This window comes from Peribacillus sp. NPDC101480, from assembly GCF_050277335.1.
Taxonomy (GTDB): Bacteria; Bacillota; Bacilli; order Bacillales; family DSM-1321; genus Peribacillus.
Genome location: NZ_JBNNSB010000010.1, coordinates 53,142 through 75,568, shown reverse-complemented (window position 1 = coordinate 75,568; position 22,427 = coordinate 53,142). Strand labels below are relative to the sequence as shown.

Here is a 22,427-nt window from a genome sequence, read left to right as displayed (position 1 = left end):
AAGATATAAGAGGTACTGATCATGTATAAAAAATTCTTCATTTTGATCTTCGCAGCCGCCCTTCTTTTAGGGCTTATTAAGACCGTTATGGATATGTAGCAAAAAAGCCCGATTCCTGACTTATCCAGGAATCGGGCTTTTTTCATTTTCGTTTAACCTCTCCATTCAGTTTCCCCATTTTTGGGATAAGGACAAAAAACAAACAAACGACCAATAGTGCCAAAACGATGCCAAGCAATACCGTCAAGTCAAAATTAAGGGAAGGCTCTGTTTTTTCTTCGCTTCTCGTTCGAACGCCTACCTCCGAGAATAATCCAAGCTGATCTGCTTTTGAAGCGATGGTATTATTTTGATTCCCCGTTACCGGAGACAGAAACAATGAGTCCTCCACCGAGTCAATGACATCATATTTCCCTCTTTCAAAAGTGAGGTCCTTTTGTTCTTCAGGCAGTTTCCGCTTCTGCTCCAACAATCCTTCTTCATGGAAATACTCCGTTTGAATATCAATATCGTTTTCTTGATATTCATTGGGCTCCACCATGGGTTCATCTTCCGCCCCGCCATTAGGTGCATGGCTAAAAAACAGGATGAGCAAGACAGGCATTACGTATTTATTCCACTTCATGGGCCATTGCTCTTCTTTCTGTAAGACGCTTCACTATATATGGAATGATAGTTGCAATAAGCGTCAGCACAATCAAGATGATACTAGCCGGAATGAATGCCGACTGATTTCCGAATTGTATGGACATATATACATCTGCAACCGGATGGTCTACATTGAAATTAGGCATGATTAAATCCAATAATGGAATGGTAAAGAAACTGATCAAGCCAATCACCAGGATAGCACCTACGAACGGCCCAATCGAGAAGGCAAGCCTGGTAAACGCTGAACAGAAGAATAAAAGCAGGACGGTGAAAACGGTCCATTTAATCTCCTGCATATCTCCCAGTGGATAGATCTTCAAACCATACATGCTGATGATTAAACCTACGATCAGATTCAATAAGGCAAACAAGGCTGCATGCACCATCATTGGAATGGTTTCATAGTGATGCAGGAAGAAACCGATCAATAACCCAGAAATAAGTATGATCACCAACATGACGATCGGTGGGATATTAACCTTTTCCTGATGCAGGACTTCCCCGCTGATTTGTACAGGATTTGCTAAATATTCGTACACATACCCGTTCTCCTGATCATCGACTAGAGTGTTATTCAAGACACTATAGACGTCCGTCTTTATTTTTACGGTCGAGTCTACATTTTGGGACCAATTATCATTAAGCTGATCGGCCCTTTCCTGTACGGATCCAACTTTCTCTTGCAGGTCTGCTGTATCCTTCGTGACCGTGTCCTGCCGTTCCGCTACAGAATTGACAAGCTCGGAAATGAAGCCGACAGTTGTTGCCGTATTGTCTTGAAGTGATACAAACATTTCTCCGTCAAGGTTAACTGGCGGTTCGGCCTCCATTTCAGGAACTTCCATTTGACCTGACAAATTGGCAGACACTTCTTGAGCCTTGCCGGTAATTGCCGCTAATTCAGCTAAAGTAGCTTTCTGCCCCGTTTCAACGTTAGCATCATATTCTTTCATATAACCCATAATGGAATCTGAGAACATCCCGAAGTTCTCATTGACTCCTGCTAAACTGGCTTTAACGAGCTTCGCTTCTTCATCTACGTTTCCGGAAACCCCATTTTTCAAGTTTTCCAATTCTTTTATATTGGCTGCAAACACCTTTTCTACATTTGCTTCCGTGACTCTTTCAGCCAATTCACCGTAAGATGAGAGTGAACCGTAATAGGCAAGGAGGGTAGTTGAATCCCGATTCGTGATAGGGTTTTCAAAGGCCTTCACCAGCACCGCTCGCCTTTCTCCCCCCACCTTTTGAAGAAGTGACTGTTCGAGAGCCTTGATTTCTGCGATGGCCTCGTCGATTGTCATGCTTTGGATGTCCTGTAATTTTTGAATATCTTCCTGTGACTTTTTCCATTGGTCACCTAAATCCTTGTAATTCGTGCCGAGTTCATTATAATCAGCTTGTAATTGCGTAAACTGCGCCAGCAGTTCATTATATGAATCTACCAGTGTATTAAACTCCGTGATCACTTGATTATAATTTCCCGTTCTGCCGTTTACCGTTCCGCTGAGATTATTGATTTCAGCTTGGAGTTCCGCTGCAAGGATGTTGATTTGTTCAGCAGTTCCTTCACTTCCTTCTGCCGGCACCAAACTTTCAAGTGCCGTGTTAATCCCAGTGATTTGATCCAGCAGTACCTGCAGTGACAGTTCATCAATCGGATCCTTCTTTTCAGGTGCGGCAACCGATTCACCATTTTCCGTTTCCGTTTCAATATCTTCTATAGGCTTCGTACCTTCACCAATAACCTCCCCATCACCAGAGCTGCTTGCAAGATTCCCCCTTTGCGCAAGCAACGTAGACTGAAGGTTATCAAGACCCGCCTCTTCCGATTGTTTCAATTGTTCAATCGAGCTTTGTTGATCTTGAGTGATTTTCGTAATCTGTTCTACTTGTTTATCCTTCATGCTTGTTGAAAATTGTTCCAATTCATTACTGCTGGAATCGAGTTTCTGCTGCATGATCCCAACATTCTCACTAATGCCTTGATCATTAAGACTGTATTTCGTATTCATCCCTTGCTGAATCTCAGGTATTGTTTGGTCACCCTCATTCAGCACCTTGTCATATGATTGTACACTCTCCTTGACAAGCTGCTGATTTTGGGCAGAGGTTTTCTCAAAAAGGATACTTTGAGCTTTTTGATATTCCTCAAAAGAAACAACATCTTTCACAAAGGAAGCCATTTGAGTCTTCGTGCTCCCTATTTCATCCATTGTTTCATTACTTGTTTTGCCAGCATCCTTCGTCTCGGCAAAGACTCCTTCAAGCATGTCCTTATGCTGCTTGATTTCCCCGGCAAGGCTTTCCGAGCTTGGAGTATAAAACTCATACATCGTGTTTTGAAAAGCGATTTCTTTAGCAAGGACATTATCGAACTTCTTACGGATGTCCTCGACTGATTGGGAAACATAACTCCAATACTGTGTTGAAATATGCTTATTCATTTTGCTCTTTGTCTTCTCTAATTCCTTTTGTACCTTTTCCATGTTCTCTGCATTCAAACTAGGTTGTACCTTGTACTTTATCCCTGCCTTGATAGGCTGTTCATCATCGAATGTATAAATATTCTCTGAAAAATCGGATGGAAAATATATGACTGCATCATACTTTTCATTTGCAAGTCCACTTTCCGCCGTACTCCTATTTACCACAAACCACTCATATTCAGAATCCTTGTCCAGTGTAGTAACAAGCTCTGAGCCCATATAAATGGGATTATTGTTAAATTCAGTGCCATTATCTTCGTTTACAATGGCGATTTCACGAGAAGCCGTTTCTGTCTTTTTCATTGGATTTTGGCCAATATAAGAAAAAAACAAGATTGGCAGCGCTAAGATCACCAGTATTTTACCGATTAACAGCATCGGTTTTATTTTTTCAGACACTCTCTTGCACTCTCCTTCTTTCTTCACTTAGTGGAATTTGGATTTTACTCTCCTGACCATTGAGCACAAAGTATCCGTAACCCGGCTGTATTTCTTCTTCTTTTCTTGAATAAGAGAGGGTATACAAGCTTTGGTCCGATTTTTTAAGAAGCAAAACAGCCTGTCTGACTTGTTTCAGTTCGGTTGTTAACGAATCATATCCTTTGGTGAAGTCGTTGGCATTTCCAGCGACAATCATACTAAACCCAAGATGGCTGTATTGTTTCATCAAACCGCTGATCCTATCCTGAATCCTGCCGTCGATCGTTTGTTGGATCCTTGAAATGCTATCTATGATAAACATGATCCTTGGGAATTCCAGTTGCTTCATCGGTTTCATTTCCAATGCCGCTAGATAACTTCGTTCACGTTCTTCAAATATTCCAGTGATATGATCGAGCCATTCGGTTATCTGATCTTTTGTTTCTACATAGCGCACCTTCTCCTCTATGGCATAAGAAGATAGGCCACGATCAACTCCGTCAAACAAACCAATTTCCCCAATTGTCTGTGGAAGCAATGATTCCAAGAGCACTTTAAGAACATTCGTTTTCCCTTTACGTGACTGCCCTACAACAAGCAGGAATGGATTGGAATTCAACTCCAAGAAAACAGGTGTAACGCTTTCCTCTGAAAGTCCGATTGGAATGGAATCCTTCTTAATGGCTTGTGAGCAGTAACTCTTGAAGCTGCTGGAATCAAGACGTGCCGGTAACATCCGAATCGCCGGCGGTTTGGCCATTTCCTTATATTTAACCTTATGCTCTGCCACGGCCTGTTTCATTTCTTCCAAAACGGCTATATCATCCGCTCCATCTGCTGGAAGATAAACCTGCATGAGATAGGTTTGGTCCTTCTTCACTAACGCCCTTCCCGGTACAGGTTCATTTTCATAAGGGGTTCTTCCCAAAACCGAATATTGTTCCGAACTGTCCATTAAGTAATGGACGACCTTCGTCTTAAGACTATTCATTAACGGCTGGCGAATCGCATTGATTCTCGTTGCCGTTAAAATCATGAATATTCCAAGTGATTGTCCATCACGCGCAAACTGAACGAATTGCGCTTCCTGGTCCTGCATCTCATCCTTCACTAAGTCAAAATTGTCGACCACAATATAAATAATCGGCAATTTATCTTCCACTAATGCATTATAAAGCTTTATGTTACTAAGCTCCTTTTCTGAAAAAAGCTGCTTACGCCTTTCCATCTCCGCCTTCATGAATAACATGAATTTTTCGATTTTCCTTAGTTCATCGAACCTAAAGTATTCCCCAGTATGAGGCAGCTGGCGAATTGGCAGTAAAGCGCTATTCCCGAAATCGAAAATATAATAATGCAATTCCTCAGGACTGAATTGATCTGCAAAACTAAAGAGAAGTGTCAATACGGTGGTTGACTTGCCGTACCCAGAAGAACCAAAAATCCCAACATTCCCATCTTCAATCCAGTTATAGACATAATTTGTCTGGCTCTGCAATTCGGGCTCATCCTTCATTCCCAGGTGGATTTGATTCCTCGTCAGGCTTCTTTCAGCATTTCTCGATAACCGATCTGAAAGAGGAGGCAGCCATGGGCTTGCCAACTTCTTAATCTCCATTTCTTCCTGTGTCGCCACAATTTGATCCGCCACGGCTTCAATTTCACTGATCTTTTCTTTCCTCTTATTAGTTGTTTGTTCCGTTACGTTTGAGATTTGAACAAGACCAAGGTCTGTGACAAGTGCCACTTCATCCTCAGATCCAACCGTATCCTCTAAGTATGGTGCACCGCTCCACGCAGACTGGAACAATTCATAAACCTCGTTATTACCTACCTGCAAATATCCCCGTCCGGTGACAGTGATATTTGCCGCATCGCTATTTTTAAGAATTTCCTTACTATCATTGGCATCTTGCACTTTCAAGGAAATTTTAAAGCGGGCATTGCTCCAAATCTGGTTATCAATAACACCGCCCGGCTTTTGTGTAGCAAGAATTAAATGAACTCCCAAGCTCCGTCCAATTCGCGCCGTACTCACTAATTCGCGGATGAAATCGGGTTCTTCGTTTTTAAGTTCCGCAAACTCATCTGATATCAAAAATAAATGCGGTAACGGTTCATCCGCTTTGCCTTCTTTGTATAAATCCGTGTAATCGTTGATATGATTGACTTCGTATCGATCAAACATGCGCTGGCGTTTCTTCAATTCGCTATTGATGGAGGCTAGTGCCCTGGCACTGAAGTTCTTGCTCCCCTCAATATTCGTAATGACTCCAAGCAGATGCGGAATCTGCCTGAATGGCTGTGCCATTCCCCCGCCTTTATAATCAATGAGCAAAAAGGCAACTTCATGCGGATGATAATGAACGGCTAATGAAAGGATGTAGGTTTGCAGTAATTCACTTTTCCCCGATCCTGTCGTTCCAGCAACCAAACCATGGGGGCCATGCGCCTTTTCATGCAAATTCAATTCAACCCTATCCGTTTTCCCTTTCAATCCAATCGGAACAGCCAAGGATTTAGAAGACTGATTGGTCCGCCAGTTTTGGCTGATAGGCAGATCTTCCACTTCTCGAGCTTTCAATAATTCCAAAAATGATACCGTTTCTGGTATGGAATTATTCATGCCTTTTTGATGATCAAGTGAACGCAGCGTACGTGCAAAACGCTCATTCCCTTCTTTTGAATGTGCATCAAGTATAAATGGAGTATGAACGGCCTTCGTTTGCTGGATGAGAATCTCACCCTCAAAATCATTGATATACTTCACTAGCGTATGGACATTTTCCGTCAAACTCTCTTTTGCATCCGCTGCAAAAATCGTCGAGATACCTAAATCGTCTGTTTTACCTTCTAAATATTCCAATATGACATGCTCCGCAATTAAATTACGATCCGTGACAATAAAGACAAAGTGGGGAGTGAATCTCACTTTCCCTTTATTTTCATCCAAATCTCTTTCCCTCAAAAGCTGATAAATCGAGGTCAGAAGCTGGTCACGTGACTGCTCATTATATATAAAGCCTTTTGCATAGGCATGCGGCAATTGAAAATGAGGCAGCCATTTCATCCATTCCCATTCCTGGTAATCCTTCTCCGGAAAAATGGCCACAAAACGAACATCATGATAACTATGAAAAAAGGCCAGTTGCCCAATCAGTTGCTGCAGCTCCCGTTTAACAATCGATTCCTTTCCGACCAGGCCCATCGATCCGCTTGATAAATCGATCGATAACGGAAGATCATCCAGGTTTTTGTATACATCCACAAGTTCCTGCGACTGCTCAAGTAAATCATCTATATCCCGATTGGACATATCACTGCTATTTACCGACACCTGATAACTTGATGGTATGGTCGCCGTTCCGATCTTAAAGTGCAGAGCATCTTCACTTTCCAAAGTTCGCTCCCATATACGGTCGCTAATACTGTCAGTCAGCAGCTTCATCCTTTCAAATGAAGGGTAATGATAGAACAGCACATTTTTTTGTTTTTCAGACAGCTCTTGCAGTTCTTCCCTCTTCTGCTCTAAATACCTTGTATATACACGTTGACGTTTTTCTTCTCTGAGTTTTTGCTTCTTTTTGTCTTTAAAGTATTGTACCGTCGAGGTAACTAAAGTCGTTGTGAACATAACAATCGATATGATGATGAAAATGCCCCGAGGCTGAATGACCGTGATGACCCCCATGACGATTAGCATCATTAAAGGCGGCATAAGGATCAGCCATAACCCTCTATTATTATCTTCCGATTCTTGGCTCGGAAAAGATATCGTCACTTTCTCGTCCGGCAATTCGTAGATCATCCTTGGTGTCCGGCGATATTGTGGATAGTTTTTTTTCATTTCAGAGATTGGCTTCTTCATTTTAGCTAATGATGTTTCATAGCTCTCGGCACTATGAATCATCAATAAGTCGCCTTCAATCAACCTTAGCACCATATTCGGCCAGCAAATGAGATCACCATTTTGAATGGGAACAGCTTTCGTTACTCTTTCACCATTCAGGAATATCCCGCTATTTTCCTTTGGCATGAGTAGCCACTGCCCTTTATGAAGCACAAAGGAAGCCCCATTGCCGGAAACAGGTCCTTCTTTACGGATAGTCGCTCCTGCCTGGGCCGATAAAGTGATTTCTTTCAAGTTGCCTATATAATAGAGGCTCTCTTCCAATTCTCCTGCCGTATAAAAAATCTCGACCTTTTCTTCTCCTTCGTGAAAGGTGAAGCTTTGGAATGGCTTTACATCACCAAGCTTCATGTCCTCTCTAAACACCTCATATCCATCAAGTCCTTCAGGTTTATTCAGCTTGATAGGACCATGTTCAAAGGGAATGGAATATATGGTGATCGTATCCTGCTTTGATGGCCCAATCGTAATTGGACCGTTATGATTTCCCTTGATCGTATAGGATTGGTAGTTTCCCTTAGAATAAATCCATAATAAACTCATTAAATCTCACCTCCGCAAAAGGCCCATTGCTCACTCTTTGCTTTTCTCTTTTTCTTCAGATGATTTATTGGAGGAATCCTTACTTCCCTCTTTCTCACCAGAAGCAGGTTCTTTTTCCGCTTCTTCTTTTACAGCAGGCTTTGTTTCCGTTTCGCCTTTGTCCTCTAAAGTCGACTCTGTTGAAGGCTGGTTCTCATCTTGCTGTTCCTCCAATTGCTCTTTCAATTCCTTTAGTTCCTTTTCATATTGGGATAACTCCGTATCGACTTCTTTAATTTGCGTTTCCTTTTCTTCCCCGGAAAGGTTATCGTCCAACTTAATCTGTTCTTTCAGATTTACGAGTCCATACATAATCAATTCACGATCCTCCATGATCCTCGCCAAATCGATCGCGTCCTCACTCATGCCCCTGCCTATATAAATCCAATATAAAAGATACTGGCTATCAGTCTGCAAAGTGATTGCATTTTCTACATTCTTCTTTCTGACATCATCCAACGGTTCATAAGCGACGTAAGACTTCGCCAGTTCATATTGAACGATATAAGGCATTTTTTTCGGATCGTAGTTCTCCAACCGGTCAATGACTTCACTGTATTTTTGTTTTAAAAAGCTTTCACCGCTTTCCACATATGCCTCCTGCTTAGGTTGGGAGAAGAATAATGTGTAAATCGTAAACAACAGCAGCGGCACTAGAACGATCACCGTACCCCAAAGTGTATAACGGCCCGTTTTCCATTTCTTTTCGGGGATATGCACAAATGCTTTTTCTTCCTTCTCTAAATCTTCTATCCGATTTTGAATGACCGTGGAAAGTTCATCCCAAGTCCCCGTCGCCAATATGCTTTGTGATTCGCTCGATAGTTTCAGGGTTTTATGGTAAAGCAGATACTCTTCGAATGTATACTGCCCATCCACAAGCGCTGAAATCGTTGCCTTCGTTTCTTTAAATAGCTCATCCTGATTATGCTCATAAGGAGGCAAACTGTCTTTTACGCCATAATGCAGGAAATATGGGGCCAAGCTTGAATCAAAAACGATATTTTCCGGACAAACGACAAGTTGCAGGCGACTCAATTCATGATTCCTGATTTTCTTCAAGATTTGATAAGACGATAACCATCTACTCAATGGATTTTTATCTTTAGCTTTTGAAAAAACAAAAAAAGAGGCTGGTGGATTTACTCTGATCTGCACCTCGTCCTCTGTCACTTCTATATGTTTCTGGAGAGCATCATCCGCTTCATGAATAAGCTGTAATTCCAGTGGGTCTTGCATCGATAATTTTGCCCGTTGGAAAACGAACAAATGCCCATTATCATCCTTCATCATTGCAGCTTCTGTTTTTTTCTCCAGATATGAGGATTTTTTCTCATCCATTTTATGTAACTCCTTTACCCCTGCTAAAGGGCTTTAGACTTTTTTCCTATAAAGAGTCCACACTGATCCATTAGAGGATCTCTAGGCGGTCCCCCGTCGTAATTCCGCTATCAAGCAGGGTTTCATAACCTGAACATACGAACTCCTTATTCTGGACCCGCACCCAATAGCCTTCTTTAGGTGCACTGGCAATATCCTTTACCTGCCATATGATTTCCACAACCTTTTTGATGGAGCGGTAATTCGACACTTGCAAATCAAATACTTCCCCTGTATACCTGTTTAAATCGATCGTTAGTTGAATATATATTGAAACCACCTCTTTAATGCAAAAAAGCACCACGATCTTCATAAAGAGTCGCGGCGCTTTTTCCTAGAAATTTCTTTATTTCATTGACCTAATGATTATCCGCGAATTTGACTAGCAATCTGATTATCTGTGTCTTCAAGGATTTGAGCTGATTTATTCAATTGTTGAGAAACTTCATTCAACAAGCGAGCCATATCCATGAATGAAGGCTTTAATTCTTCGTACTGGCCTACGAAAGCCTCACTGGAAGAACCTTCCCAAATACCAGTTAAATGATCTCTCATTCTATCTAAACGACCAATCATATCCGTTACTTGTTGGCTCTCATTATCATATTGTCTGGCTACATCTTTCAGTTCTGAAGGTGTTACGCGAATTTGTGACATAGAAAAAAACTCCTCCTTTTATCTTATATAGTACATTTTAATAGAACCATACATTTTCTGCCATATAAATAACCACAAAGTCGAAAAATGGTAAATTATGATTATACAAAAAAACCTAAATATGGCATTACGAAAGTCTATGTACCTGTTTTTCCATATTTCCAAACCCATTTTTTAAATAATTTTAAACATTTTACTTTTTTATGGTAAAAAAAGTTCCTTATACCCAATATTTCCGAGCCATAACCCAATAATATGGTTTTCATCATAATAATAGTGACTTTAGACTTTCTTTTTAATCAAACGTTTGATTAAAGTTTTAAGGCCACTATAATAATTCGGCCTGACTCCGATCTATTTATTCAACAGAAACAGGGCATATCTATTCCCAATGGTTCTGGGAAAAGAAACAACCTTTATAATTAATACATGATTCAATGTCATATAACCCGTTCCAAGAAATGTTTCACAAACCGAGCACTTTCCACATTCGTACAGACGCGGATTCTTGATTCGCCATCCTTTTGACCGATTGTCCTGCCTGTTTCTTCACCCTCGGTCACCACCTTGACGTTCATCCATTCTGCACTCACAAAACTTGAATCAATCGCAACCCCGACTGCAAGCGGATCATGAAGGGCGCAACCGCCCAAACCTGGATGGGAGTTTTCATATGCTTTCATATAATAATCGGTCATTTCCGCTAAAAATTCGGCGCTTTCCTTACCAGTGGCACGCCAATCATCAAGCTTCGATTTCAAAAGATATGTTTGCAGCGTCACATCAAGCCCCACTAGGGTGATTGGCAGTCCTGAAGCAAATACCTGATGTGCTGCTTCAGGATCTGATATTATGTTCGCTTCAGCATAAGGGGTTACATTTCCTGGTACGTTTACGGCACCGCCCATAATAACGACCTCTTTTACTAAGGACATGGTCATTGGGGCCTTTTTAATCGCCAATGCGATGTTAGTCAGTGGTCCAACTGCAATAATCGTGATTTCATGCGGTCGGCTTTGCACCTGATCGGTAATGAAATCCACTGCATTTCCTTGTGATGCTTTGATGGTTGGTTCAAACCGAAGGGTATTTCCTAACCCGTCTTCCCCATGTACATGCTTGGGATACCTCTTCTTCCTTCCGCGTACCAAAGTTTGGTCAGCACCTTCAAAAACCGGAATGCGCCTATTTAATTTCTCCAAAACGGCAAGCGTATTGCGGGTCGATTCAACAACGGGCACGTTACCAAAGCAAGTGGTAAATCCGAGCACTTCCAATTCAGGGGAATTTAAAGCATATGCCATCGCCAGGGCATCATCAATCCCAGTATCTACATCAAATATGATTGGTTTCAATATTTCCACACCTTCCAAAACACTTTTTAATCACTTTAATATGTATAAAGAATCACTGTTTTCCAACTGAATTTTAACATTCAACGATAGACACTTCCACAGAAAGTTAGGAATAATCATAATTTGCAAACAAATGACAATGCCAGCTGGTTCTTGTATCTACCAGTAAAAATAGTTGACCACCCATAAATATCAATGATATAAAAAGTGAAAAGAGAAGTTGTACCTTAGTAGTGACCTAACTCCTTTTCAACTTGTTCGATGCAATTACTTCTACTCCAAAGGTAGTTATGAATACATGCGTTACGAATATGATATCCAAGGTGGAAAAAGGATGAAAATGTTTAAATTGATTGAAGATGATCCTTCTGTGTATAAAAAAGGAACAAAATTCTTTTTAATATCACATTCAGAATTCATTGGCGTGAAAAGTTATGTATTATTGGCTGAAGATATGAAAGGAAAGATTGAAGTAACTGAAGAGGAATTGATGAATAAATTCGTTTCCATCCATTGATCCCAAACGGCTAAACTTAAAAAAGAGGGAATTCCATTTCTGAAATTCCCTCTTCTTTCTTATTTTAAGTCTTCAATCGAATCAATATCGACGTAATCAGGTACGACCAGACCAAGCTTTGTTCCTTTTAAGTTTGGTCCAAGGTCAACAATTTCATCTTTGTACTTATTATAGTATTCAAGATGTGTTCCCGGGAGCCATGCAGCCACCATGGCGTCCGCACTTCCGTTTGCTACGCCTGCAAACATCGGCCCCACTTCAACCTGACTTAATGTTACATCATAGCCATTCTGCTCCAGCACTTTGCTAATCACATTGGTACTGGCAATTTCAGTGTCCCAGGCAACATAAACCAGTTTGATCTTTTCACCATTTCCTGATTGTGCTCCTTGGGTCCATTTGGACACTTTGTCCTGATTTTTCTTTATCCAATCTTCTGCTGCTTCTGAAGGAGACATCCCATCAGCAACCTTGACCATTACATCTTCCATATCTTTTGTTTCCCAGTAGAATTGATCAAGAATTTTATAGGCACCTGGTGCATCCTGTTCAAGTCCTTTTCTGGCAATGGAATTGATGTTTTCAGCCTTGCCGAAGGATCCATTCGGATCTTCGAGATATTTCAAGTCATATGTCGAGAACATCCAATGTGGTGACCAGCCAGTAACGACGATTGGTTCTTCTTTATCAATCGCTTTTTTCAATTCTGCAACCATTGCTGCCGATGACCCTTCAACCACGTTCCAGTCATCCAGCTTATAATCATCAATAGCCGTTTTAGTCAACTTCATTATTCCTGCTCCAGGTTCAATTCCGATGATTTCATAATTGGCTTTGGCAGCAAGACTGTTTTGATCCCCGTCCACTGCTTTTTCTTTTGTAAAAGTACTGAATAGTGCAGTACCCACAACAAGTAAAGCCAAAATCGTAAAAATGATTTTCCTGCTTACGATATGCTCGTAAGCTGGTTTACGAAGGTTTTGCGTGATACGATCGAGTATGATTGCAATGATTACGATGGATAATCCTGCTTCAAATCCTTGCCCCACATTAATTTGACTGACAGCCCGGTAGACATCCGCCCCAAGTCCTGGTGCTCCAACCAAAGAGGCTGTAACAACCATGGATAGTGCCAGCATGATGCTTTGGTTAACTCCTGCCATAATCGTTGGAGTAGCCAATGGTATTTGTACTTTGAATAACTTTTGGCTGCTGGTTGAACCAAATGCATCAGATGCCTCTATCAAATCATTAGGCACTTCCTGAATCCCAAGATTGGTCATTCGGATTGTTGGTGCGATTGCGAAAATGAATGACGCGATGATTCCAGGCACTACCCCTATTCCAAAGAATAAAATCGAAGGAATCAAATAAACGAAGGCAGGCATCGTTTGCATGAAATCCAAGATTGGGGTTACGATATTGCGCACGGTTTTATTTTGGGCACACCATATTCCGATCGGTATTCCGATCAATATGGTGAGGAATCCTGACAAAATAACGATTGCCAGTGTTTGGATGCTTGATTCCCAATAACCAAGATTATCAATCAATAGTAAGCTGATTAATGTAAATAATCCTAATGTCCATTTGCTTGTATAGGTAACCAGAAAGGTAAGGACGATGATTAAAATGATAGAAGGTCCTGCACTCATTACATCGACCAAGATATTCAATAAACCCTCAATCACATTTGTTATAAATGTAAATAATCCAGCAAATACAATGGTAATCCAATCCACTAAAGAATCGACCCATGCTCCTAGTGGGATTTTCGGCATATTCATTGAATTATTCACTCTCCATTTCATTCAAGGAATCTTTATTTCCGGCCAAAGCACCGATAACGGCACCGCGAAGAAGAATTCCTTTAATTCTGTTCTGATCATCGATCACTGAGATTGGCAAGCTTGAAGTCGCCATCACATCCATGAGGTTTCCAAGTAATTCATCCTCTTTTACAGTTGGGATATCAGTTGTCATCACTTCAGAAATCGATTGGTTATTACTCATTGCCTGACGTGCCTGTTCAGCAGTCACGGCCCCCAATAACTTCTGCTTCCTATCCACAACGAAAATGCTGGAATACCCTTGTTTGCGCATGATTTCCAAGGCAACCCTCGGGCCTCTGTCCACCGCAATCTTCTCTGGGCGTATCATCACATGAGAGGCTGTCAATACTTTTGATAGATCAACATCTTCCACAAACTTCTCGACGAATTCATTGGCTGGATTCATCATGATTTGTTCAGGGGTACCCAATTGAATTACACTTCCATCTTTCATAAGGGCAATTCTATCCCCGATCCTTAATGCTTCATCAAGATCATGGGTAATGAAAATGATCGTTTTTTTGTACTGATCTTGTATTTGTATCAGTTCATCCTGCATATCCTTACGAATCAATGGATCAAGGGCACTGAAGGCTTCATCCATCAGCAGGATATCCGTATCACTGGCGAGTGCCCGGGCTAACCCAACCCTTTGCTGCATACCGCCGCTAAGCTGTGATGGCATCTGATTTTCGTAGCCTTTCAATCCAACGGCCTCAAGAGCCTTCATCGCATTTTCATGACGTTTTGCCGGATCCACTTTTTGAATTTCGAGCCCGAATTCAGCGTTTTCCAATATCGTTTTATGCGGAAATAAAGCAAAGTTTTGAAAGACCATGCTTATTTTCTTTTGTCTGACTTCCCTTAACCGGGCAGCATTCATCTTCACGATATCTTCATCATCAATTAAGATTTCACCCAAAGTGGGATCGATCAAACGATTGAACATGCGGATCAAAGTGGATTTCCCGCTACCTGATAGGCCCATGATGACAAAAATCTCGCCGGGATAAATCTCGAAATTAACATTATTCACTCCGACCGTTTGTCCCGTTTCTTTCAAGATTTCTTTTTTCGTTTTGCCTTGCTTCAATAAGTCTGTTGCTGCTTTTGGAGATTTGCCAAAAATTTTCGAGACATTTCTGACTTCTACATACGGCTTCATCAAGTCACCTCATTCTAATAGTTGCCCATATGATATTCAGTTTTGCTGAATTCCCCCGTTTTATGCGAGTGATGATTATTAATGCACAAGTACCTTGAAATAACCGAAAATCTACCCCATTACTTTTTCTTCAAAAAAACGGAAGTGACACTTATTCAGTGCACAGGGCATAACGTGCATAGAAAAATAATCTATATTTATTATTCCCAAGAAGTACTTCTTTACTTGGATTATATTATGTGTGATAAATTGAGCATTTCAAGTAGGAAAAAAAGAGGTGCAATCACAACTGAGGAAACAAGCAGGCACAACATATACCAACTGTAATATAAACGATTCCACTTAGAGTTTTGTCCAGATGGACTTACGACTACCCTCTAATGTATTTCATTTCCTTAACCAGGTGGAATGGTACTTGCAGTGCAGTATAACACCAAAACGCATAGAAATATGATTATGGGATTCCCAATGTGTCTAATTTGAGCTTTGCAGGGAAAAGAAGTGCAATACAACTGAGGAAACTAACAGGCACAGCATATACCAACTGAAATATAATGGTTTTTTATTTTAGGGTTTTGTTCAGTCCCAGCACACGGAATGAACCGCTATCCCTAAAGTACTTCATTACCTTAACAAAGAATGAATATAAATTCAAATGATGTGGGGCGGAATTGTTGTGTATATACGTTAAGATGGTACACCATATGAAAGTGGCATCATCCCTCTATAAACATTGACTTAGCAACGGTTTAAGCAATAACCGGGGCATCGAAACATTTTTTCAGACCCACGATTTATCATTTTTTTAAAATGGGAAATAATCTTACAATCGAATACTCTTCGAGGGCAAAACCAGAAGTACAAAAAAACGATATATGGCTACTTAGTTATAGATTGCTTTCTTTCAATTAATCCATTCATAGAGCTTCTTTGGCTGTACAAGTTTTCAATGTTGCAAAAGATATTAAAAAAAATACAGCCCATCACTAACATGTATTTTTACTAAACCGGTGTGATCAATCGCTACACCTCTATTGCCTAACTGTTCATTATCAAGATTTTATTTTCAATCATTTTTTGTGATTTTAAAATATTTTTTATGAGGTTGTACGGCAGATAACAACCGTATTCCCCCAAATGATATCCTAACATCCCTAGAGTTCTTGTTAAACAAAATCCTAATCTGCCCCTTTAGATTAAAAAAACTATTAATCTTTATCTTTTTACAATCTGATAAACCAATAAAATATTATCCACTGAAGAATGAGCCCATTCAATTATATTCGTATATGCATATTATGAGCTTACATCAACAATGGGAGTATTAGCTTCATTAGATGACGCTTTGCTATTTGGTAAATCGTCATTTCCAATAATTGGAATAATGGTGAGCGATAAATAATGATTACACTCATACACTTCAAACAACCGTTCTGTTAAGCTAAGTAACCTTTATCCTCTTTATAGAAAGATAATAAGAAGTCTTAATGTTTGTATACTCGGTTTGTATACAAGCCTACGTAATTCCCGTCAATAAAATCGTAAGTTTCTGATTTTTCAAGTAAAAATGCATTCATACAGGAATAGATAATTTCTTAATGAAGCACCCACCAAATAAAATTTTTATTCTCTAGAATGATTTCTGATTGTATAAAACTTTTTAAGAAAAGCTAAAAATCACGCTCCATATTTTAAAGAATTGTGAGCGTAACTTGTAATACGGCGGTCTTACCACAGGAGGATTGATGAAGATGTATCCATTAAAAAGAGAAAAAATAGAATCGAACTCTTTTTTTGAAATAGACAAAAGCTTTACTCCCATCCCTTTCACTTGTAAATCATGTGGGGAAACCTATGATGAATCTCTTATGAAAAAAGAATTGAATGTATGTCCGAAATGCCAATATCACTACCCCGTTACAGCTTATGACCGCATTTCAATGCTTACAGATAGTAGTTCTTTTTCGGAATTCAATAAAAGTTTAATTTCCGTTGACCCGTTGAACTTCCCTGAATATACAGATAAATTAATTTCTGATAAGAATAAGACTGCATTAAATGATGCGGTCATTACTGGGGAAGCTTCCATAGGTGGCTATCCGGTTGTGATTGGTGTCATGGATTCTCGTTTCCGTATGGGAAGCATGGGATCAGCAGTCGGTGAAAAAATCACAAGAGCCATTGAGAAGTCATTAAAAACACGAAAACCATTTATATTGTTTTCAGCAAGCGGCGGAGCTCGCATGCAAGAAGGAATTCTTAGTCTCATGCAGATGGCAAAAACAAGTGTTGCTTTAGAACAACTAAACTACGAAAAAATTCTTTTCGTATCCGTTTTAACCAATCCTACAACGGGTGGAGTTTCTGCTAGTTTCGCTTCATTAGGTGATATCAATATTGCCGAACCACAAGCTTTAATTGGCTTTGCAGGAAGACGCATAATTGAACAGACTATAAGAGAAGAACTTCCAGAGAATTTTCAGACCTCTGAATTTTTATTGGAACATGGGCAACTGGATATGGTTGTAAATAGGAATGAATTAAAACAATCATTAACAACCATTTTAAAAATCCATCATCTCAATTTCAAGGAGTGTTTTAAACGATGAATTTGCAAGAATTAAAACAACTGGAAAATCAAATTGCTGAACTGAAAGAGGTGTCTAAAAAGCATAATCTTGACCTTAACGAAGTATTAAAAAATCTTGAGCAAAAAGTCAATGAAATCAAAATTCATCTTAATGAAAATATGGGAGTTTGGGATAAAATCCAACTATCTAGAATTCAACAACGCCCAACTACTTTAGATTATATCCACCATATTTTTGAAGACTTTATTGAACTTCATGGTGACAGACTTTATGGGGAAGACCCTGCATTAGTTTCAGGAATAGCTACCTTCGAAGGAATGCCTATAACTGTTTTAGGAAATCAAAAAGGTCAAAATACAAAAGACAATATCTATCGCCGTTTTGGCATGTCGCAACCTGAAGGCTACAGAAAAGCCATAAGAATTATGCAACAAGCCAATAAGTTCAATCGCCCCATCGTAACATTTATTAACACGCCAGGGGCCTTCCCAGGACGTGAGGCTGAAGAACGTGGACAATCTCAAGCTATCGCCCACAATCTTCGTGAAATGGCTAGTTTTGGAGTACCAATCATCTGCTTTGTAGTTGGTGAAGGTGGGAGTGGTGGTGCGTTGGCTCTAGGGATTGGTAATCGAATCTACATGCTAGAAAACACATTTTATTCGGTTATTTCACCTGAAGGAGCAGCAGCAGTGTTATGGAAGGATGCCACACAAGCAAAACGAGCAGCTGAAGTATTGAAAATTACGGCTAAGGACTTGATGGAACTAGGGGTGATTGATGAGGTCATCAAAGAACCTGTTGGAGGAGCACATATTGACACCCCACTTCAATCGCAATTTATCAAAGAAACATTACGAAAGGCATTACAAGAACTTGGTCAATTAGATAAAGGCATTCTACGTCAACAGCGTTTTGATAAGTTTCGCAAAATTGGTGAGTATATGGAAGAAAGGAAATTTAATTAAGTAGATGAACAATTATTTTCCAACATGTTCATAGACCATTTCATATAGTCGATAGACTTAACAATACCTTCATATATCTTATAAGACAAAATATATTATCAATGTCTTTCCTCCCCAATTAACCTGAATTATTATATATCCTATTGTTACAATATTCATGGCCATGCCAAGTAACCCTCCAAACTCTTTTGGAAGGGCTTATCTCTGTTTTACAAAACTGTTAATTAATCTATATCAAGGTAAGTTCCTTTCCTATTAAACAAAGCATAAATTCAATGAACCTCTCCAACTTTATCGAACGACTTCACGTTTTAATTCTTCTGAATATGTTTTAAATGTTTGTCCCTTTTCCTCCATAAAAAAATCCCCTCCAGGTAGATTATTAAGGACATCTTGTCACTCTACTTGTAGGGGGATAATGGGATAATACTTCTTAAAAAAGGAATATCCCTAAAATGAAATTGATATAGTGCGTATTGATTCAATCATCTCCAACTGTTACTTCGGATTAATCAACTGGAACCGATGATCATTTTTTCATCACTTCAAATTATTGTTCGTTTTGTTTCTTGGCGGTAAGAAACCTTGTCATTTAAAGGCTGCTAACGATCCTAACAAAGAAAGTTGTATTTTTTAATAATTAATCCAAATAAATTATTAAAAGAAGTCTCATGTCTATTTTGCATTCCTATGTTCATCAAAATCAATTTTGCAATCCTTTAGCGGAACTACTTTTGTTTTCTTAATGAACTTATATCCAAGCCACATTACCAGAAAGAATGGAATGCCAAGATAGGCAGCGAACACACTGGCCCAGTTAATTTCATCGCCGATAAAGGCCTGATAGTTTTGCGCCGATAAAACGAAAAAGCAAAGAGCAAAGGAAAATATCGGTCCAAAAGGAAACCATTTTGACTTATAGGGAAGATCGTCCAGTGAATACCCTTGAGCAATATAGGCTTTTCTAAACCGATAATGGCTCGCCGCTATTCCCAGCCAAAATATAAATCCAGTGACCCCAACAGCATTCATAAGCCAAATATAAATAACTCCATCACCGAAAACAGAAGCAAAAAAGGCCAGCATCCCTACAAGTGAAGTGACTGCCAGTCCCCAAATGGGAACGCCGCGCTTGTTAAGCTTCCCAAAAATACGCGGTGCCAGCCCTTCTTTTGCCATTGAGTACAACATTCGGCTCGTCACGTAAAGACTCGAATTTCCAGCGGATAATACAGCTGTCAAAATGATGGCATTCATCACGGAAGCAGCGAATGCCAGTCCCACTTTTTCAAACACCATCGTAAATGGGCTAACCATGATCGTGTGTCCTTGCAGACTGCCATTCGTATAAGGAACGATCAGTCCAATAACAAGTATGGCCAGGATGTAAAAGAGGAAGATTCTCCAGAAAATGCTGCGAACTGCACGAGGTACATTTTTTGCCGGGTCTTCACTTTCACCGGCTGCAACACCGACTATTTCTGTACCCTGAAAAGAAAATCCAGCAGCAATGAAAATACCCAATGTAGCCAAAAAACCACCGGCAAATGGAGCGTCACCAACTGTGAAGTTTTTAAAACCAATCGCCTCTCCATTCATGATTCCGAATATCATCAATATTCCTACTACTATAAAAATGATGATGGTTGCCACTTTAATGAGGGAAAACCAATATTCCCCTTCGCCATACCCTTTAACGGATACGTAATTCAATAAAAATATTAAAACTAAAAACAAAGAACTCCATAAAAAAGACGAGCTGTCAGGAAACCAAAATTTCATTACCATCGTTGCGGCAGATAGTTCCGCGGCAAGTGTCATCGCCCAAGTGAACCAATAGTTCCAACCAAGCGCAAACCCTAATGCCGGGTCGATGAAACGCGAAGCATAGGTGCTGAAAGCTCCGCTGACCGGCATGAATGATGCCAGTTCTCCTAGGCTTGTCATAATAAAATAAACCATTATACCAATTACGGCGTAAGCGACCAAAGCACCGCCAGGCCCTGCAGAGTGAATGGCCGGACCGCTTCCGAGAAACAGCCCTGTACCAATTGCACCGCCTAACGATATCATCGTAAGGTGGCGAGCTTTCAGCTTCCTTTGTAAAGTATTTGACGGCTGGTTTTTTTCATTTATGACAGGTGGTTGCAATTGCCGATTTTCCAAATTAGATTCCCCTCCAAAATGCATTTTTAATCTAGCACGAATAGGTAAAGCCAATCATTCCATCAATGGTCATTTCCTGCATTTATTACTATTTCAAGGTCATTTTCTCTAATGCTGAGACCTTTTTGGATTTCTGGGATCTATGTAGCATTTACATAACGATGTTAGGCTTAAAACCCAAAGGGCTATAAGCCTAACGTTCATTCGGATATTCCGCACTTCATATTATGTTGTAGGTAAACTTCTATGAATAAATGAATTCCAATCGATTTGATGTAACCAGCTTGCCGTTGCTTCAATATCTTTAGAAAAGATACGATCTTGTGTAATGCTTGGAATGAGCTTTCTTGCTTCCGTATAAAACTCTTTTGTAAACGGAGCCATCTTTTCTGTTCCGCGGTATTCCACCGCCTGTAAGGCACAAATGAGCTCAATCGCCAAAACGCGGCGTACGTTCTGAATGATTTGATGTGCGTGTCGGGACCCAATCGTTCCCATGCTTACATGATCTTCCTGGTTCGCTGAAGATGGAATGGAATCAACACTTGCAGGATGGGCGAGTGTTTTATTCTCAGAAACTAGTGAAGCGGCACAATATTGCATGATCATCGCTCCCGACTGCAAGCCAGGTGACGGACTTAAGAATGGCGGTAAATCATTCAGCTGAGGATTGACGAGTCGCTCAATGCGGCGCTCTGAAATGTTCGCAAGCTCTGCAACAGCGATTTTCATGAAGTCCATCGCAAATGCAATCGGCTGGCCATGGAAGTTACCCCCTGAAATAACCTTTTCCCCATCGTCAAAAATAAGCGGATTATCCGTCGCTGCGTTCATTTCAATTTCCAGTTTTTCTTTTACATAATCAAGTGTTTGCCATGATGCCCCATGCACTTGCGGAATGCAGCGGAGCGAATAAGCATCCTGTACCCGCAGTTCCCCTTGCTTCGTGATGAGCTGGCTGCCGCTGATCATGCGACGAATCCGTTCCGCGACCTCTGTTTGCTGGCGGTAGCCTCGTGCTAGATGAACATCGGCATCAAAGGCATCTTCTATGCCGCGTAAACCTTCTAACGTCAGTGAAGCGATCGCTTCAGTTTGATGTGCCAGCTGTTCGGCTTCAATGTAATTGACGAGGCCCATCCCAGTCATGGCCTGTGTTCCATTTATTAATGCAAGACCTTCTTTTGCTTTAAGAGTCAGAGGAAGAATGCCTTCCTTCGATAAAGCTATGATGGCCTCCATTCGCTCTCCTTTATAAAACACTTCCCCTTCTCCCATCAATACTAGCGCCAAATGGGAAAGCGGCGCCAAGTCCCCGCTTGCTCCAAGAGATCCTTGCTGAGGGATGACCGGATGGATATTTGCATTCAAAAGATCGATCAAACGTTCAATGACGACAGGACGCACACCGGAAAACCCTTTTAATAGCGCATTGGCACGGAGAAGGACCATAGCTCTCGAAACGACCTCAGGAAACGGCTCCCCGACTCCGCAAGCATGGGAATGAATCAAATTCCACTGTAGCTGCTCTGCGTCCTCTGCATCAATCAATACATCGCTGAATTTTCCAAAACCTGTTGTGATGCCATAGATGACTTTCTTTTGCTTCACGATATTTTCAACCGCTTCCCGGCTCTTTTCAACTTTCTTGACACTCTCGGCAGAAGCCGTGACAAATGCCTCCCCATATAACACTTTTTTCGCTTCTTCAATCGTTAAAGTTTGGCCCGTTAACATAATCATT

General features: G+C 40.5%; 14 protein-coding genes. 3 read left to right on the top strand and 11 right to left on the bottom strand.

Going from position 1 to position 22,427, the window contains the following annotated elements; translation table 11 throughout:
• Window positions 1–142: 142 nt before the first annotated feature.
• The 7 genes from essA to ACQKMF_RS24445 form a co-directional block, all read right to left on the bottom strand.
• Entirely contained in the window at window positions 143–625 is a 483-nt protein-coding gene (gene essA / locus ACQKMF_RS24475) for a type VII secretion protein EssA (protein ID WP_260359263.1), read from the bottom strand.
• Entirely contained in the window at window positions 612–3,539 is a 2,928-nt protein-coding gene (gene esaA, locus ACQKMF_RS24470; protein ID WP_402945223.1) for a type VII secretion protein EsaA, read from the bottom strand. Before esaA ends, essA begins: the two co-directional genes overlap by 14 nt.
• On the bottom strand, window positions 3,532–8,013 hold the full coding sequence (gene essC, locus ACQKMF_RS24465; RefSeq protein WP_402945220.1) for a type VII secretion protein EssC: 4,482 nt from the start codon (window positions 8,011–8,013) through the stop codon (window positions 3,532–3,534). Before essC ends, esaA begins: the two co-directional genes overlap by 8 nt.
• A gap of 30 nt (window positions 8,014–8,043) precedes the next feature.
• Window positions 8,044–9,393 (bottom strand): type VII secretion protein EssB, encoded by a 1,350-nt coding sequence (gene essB / locus ACQKMF_RS24460; protein WP_427575359.1) that lies wholly within the window; start codon window positions 9,391–9,393, stop codon window positions 8,044–8,046.
• A gap of 70 nt (window positions 9,394–9,463) precedes the next feature.
• Window positions 9,464–9,703 carry an EsaB/YukD family protein gene (locus ACQKMF_RS24455; protein WP_053537134.1) on the bottom strand — a complete coding sequence of 80 codons (240 nt, stop codon included), beginning with the start codon at window positions 9,701–9,703 and terminating at the stop codon, window positions 9,464–9,466.
• A 95-nt stretch (window positions 9,704–9,798) separates the two neighbouring features.
• On the bottom strand, window positions 9,799–10,089 hold the full coding sequence (locus ACQKMF_RS24450; protein WP_034306171.1) for a WXG100 family type VII secretion target: 291 nt from the start codon (window positions 10,087–10,089) through the stop codon (window positions 9,799–9,801).
• 440 nt (window positions 10,090–10,529) lie between these two features.
• Window positions 10,530–11,444 (bottom strand): nucleoside hydrolase, encoded by a 915-nt coding sequence (locus tag ACQKMF_RS24445; protein ID WP_427575357.1) that lies wholly within the window; start codon window positions 11,442–11,444, stop codon window positions 10,530–10,532.
• A 334-nt stretch (window positions 11,445–11,778) separates the two neighbouring features.
• Here ACQKMF_RS24445 and ACQKMF_RS24440 point away from each other — a divergent pair, with 334 nt between their 5' ends.
• Window positions 11,779–11,961 (top strand): hypothetical protein, encoded by a 183-nt coding sequence (locus ACQKMF_RS24440; RefSeq protein ID WP_427575355.1) that lies wholly within the window; start codon window positions 11,779–11,781, stop codon window positions 11,959–11,961.
• A 59-nt stretch (window positions 11,962–12,020) separates the two neighbouring features.
• Here the strand turns inward: ACQKMF_RS24440 and ACQKMF_RS24435 are convergent, their stop codons facing one another.
• Complete coding sequence (locus ACQKMF_RS24435) at window positions 12,021–13,748, bottom strand: glycine betaine ABC transporter substrate-binding protein (RefSeq protein WP_427575353.1); 1,728 nt, start codon at window positions 13,746–13,748, stop codon at window positions 12,021–12,023.
• Window positions 13,749–13,752: 4 nt separating this feature from the next.
• Window positions 13,753–14,958 carry a quaternary amine ABC transporter ATP-binding protein gene (locus ACQKMF_RS24430; RefSeq protein WP_101225643.1) on the bottom strand — a complete coding sequence of 402 codons (1,206 nt, stop codon included), beginning with the start codon at window positions 14,956–14,958 and terminating at the stop codon, window positions 13,753–13,755.
• Between the two features lie 1,751 nt (window positions 14,959–16,709).
• Here ACQKMF_RS24430 and accD point away from each other — a divergent pair.
• Both accD and ACQKMF_RS24420 read left to right on the top strand, forming a co-directional pair.
• Window positions 16,710–17,567 (top strand): acetyl-CoA carboxylase, carboxyltransferase subunit beta, encoded by an 858-nt coding sequence (gene accD / locus ACQKMF_RS24425; protein WP_260359252.1) that lies wholly within the window; start codon window positions 16,710–16,712, stop codon window positions 17,565–17,567.
• Entirely contained in the window at window positions 17,564–18,517 is a 954-nt protein-coding gene (locus ACQKMF_RS24420) for an acetyl-CoA carboxylase carboxyltransferase subunit alpha (RefSeq protein WP_402945207.1), read from the top strand. Before accD ends, ACQKMF_RS24420 begins: the two co-directional genes overlap by 4 nt.
• Before the next feature lie 675 nt (window positions 18,518–19,192).
• Here the strand turns inward: ACQKMF_RS24420 and ACQKMF_RS24415 are convergent.
• Both ACQKMF_RS24415 and hutH read right to left on the bottom strand, forming a co-directional pair.
• A complete protein-coding gene (locus ACQKMF_RS24415; protein WP_230178663.1) occupies window positions 19,193–20,590 on the bottom strand; it encodes an amino acid permease in 1,398 nt (465 codons plus the stop codon).
• A 318-nt stretch (window positions 20,591–20,908) separates the two neighbouring features.
• Complete coding sequence (gene hutH / locus ACQKMF_RS24410; protein ID WP_402945204.1) at window positions 20,909–22,426, bottom strand: histidine ammonia-lyase; 1,518 nt, start codon at window positions 22,424–22,426, stop codon at window positions 20,909–20,911.
• Between the last annotated feature and the right edge of the window lies 1 nt (window position 22,427).

What these genes read in the sequence shown, in the direction of transcription:
- essA (WP_260359263.1), bottom strand. Translation starts at nt 625, where the DNA reads ATGAAGTGGAATAAATACGTAATGCCTGTCTTGCTCATCCTGTTTTTT.
- essC (WP_402945220.1), bottom strand. Translation starts at nt 8,013, where the DNA reads ATGAGTTTATTATGGATTTATTCTAAGGGAAACTACCAATCCTATACG.
- essB (WP_427575359.1), bottom strand. Translation starts at nt 9,393, where the DNA reads ATGGATGAGAAAAAATCCTCATATCTGGAGAAAAAAACAGAAGCTGCA.
- ACQKMF_RS24450 (WP_034306171.1), bottom strand. Translation starts at nt 10,089, where the DNA reads ATGTCACAAATTCGCGTAACACCTTCAGAACTGAAAGATGTAGCCAGA.
- ACQKMF_RS24440 (WP_427575355.1), top strand. Translation starts at nt 11,779, where the DNA reads ATGAAAATGTTTAAATTGATTGAAGATGATCCTTCTGTGTATAAAAAA.
- ACQKMF_RS24435 (WP_427575353.1), bottom strand. Translation starts at nt 13,748, where the DNA reads ATGAATATGCCGAAAATCCCACTAGGAGCATGGGTCGATTCTTTAGTG.
- ACQKMF_RS24430 (WP_101225643.1), bottom strand. Translation starts at nt 14,958, where the DNA reads ATGAAGCCGTATGTAGAAGTCAGAAATGTCTCGAAAATTTTTGGCAAA.
- accD (WP_260359252.1), top strand. Translation starts at nt 16,710, where the DNA reads ATGTATCCATTAAAAAGAGAAAAAATAGAATCGAACTCTTTTTTTGAA.
- ACQKMF_RS24420 (WP_402945207.1), top strand. Translation starts at nt 17,564, where the DNA reads ATGAATTTGCAAGAATTAAAACAACTGGAAAATCAAATTGCTGAACTG.
- ACQKMF_RS24415 (WP_230178663.1), bottom strand. Translation starts at nt 20,590, where the DNA reads ATGATATCGTTAGGCGGTGCAATTGGTACAGGGCTGTTTCTCGGAAGC.
- hutH (WP_402945204.1), bottom strand. Translation starts at nt 22,426, where the DNA reads ATGATTATGTTAACGGGCCAAACTTTAACGATTGAAGAAGCGAAAAAA.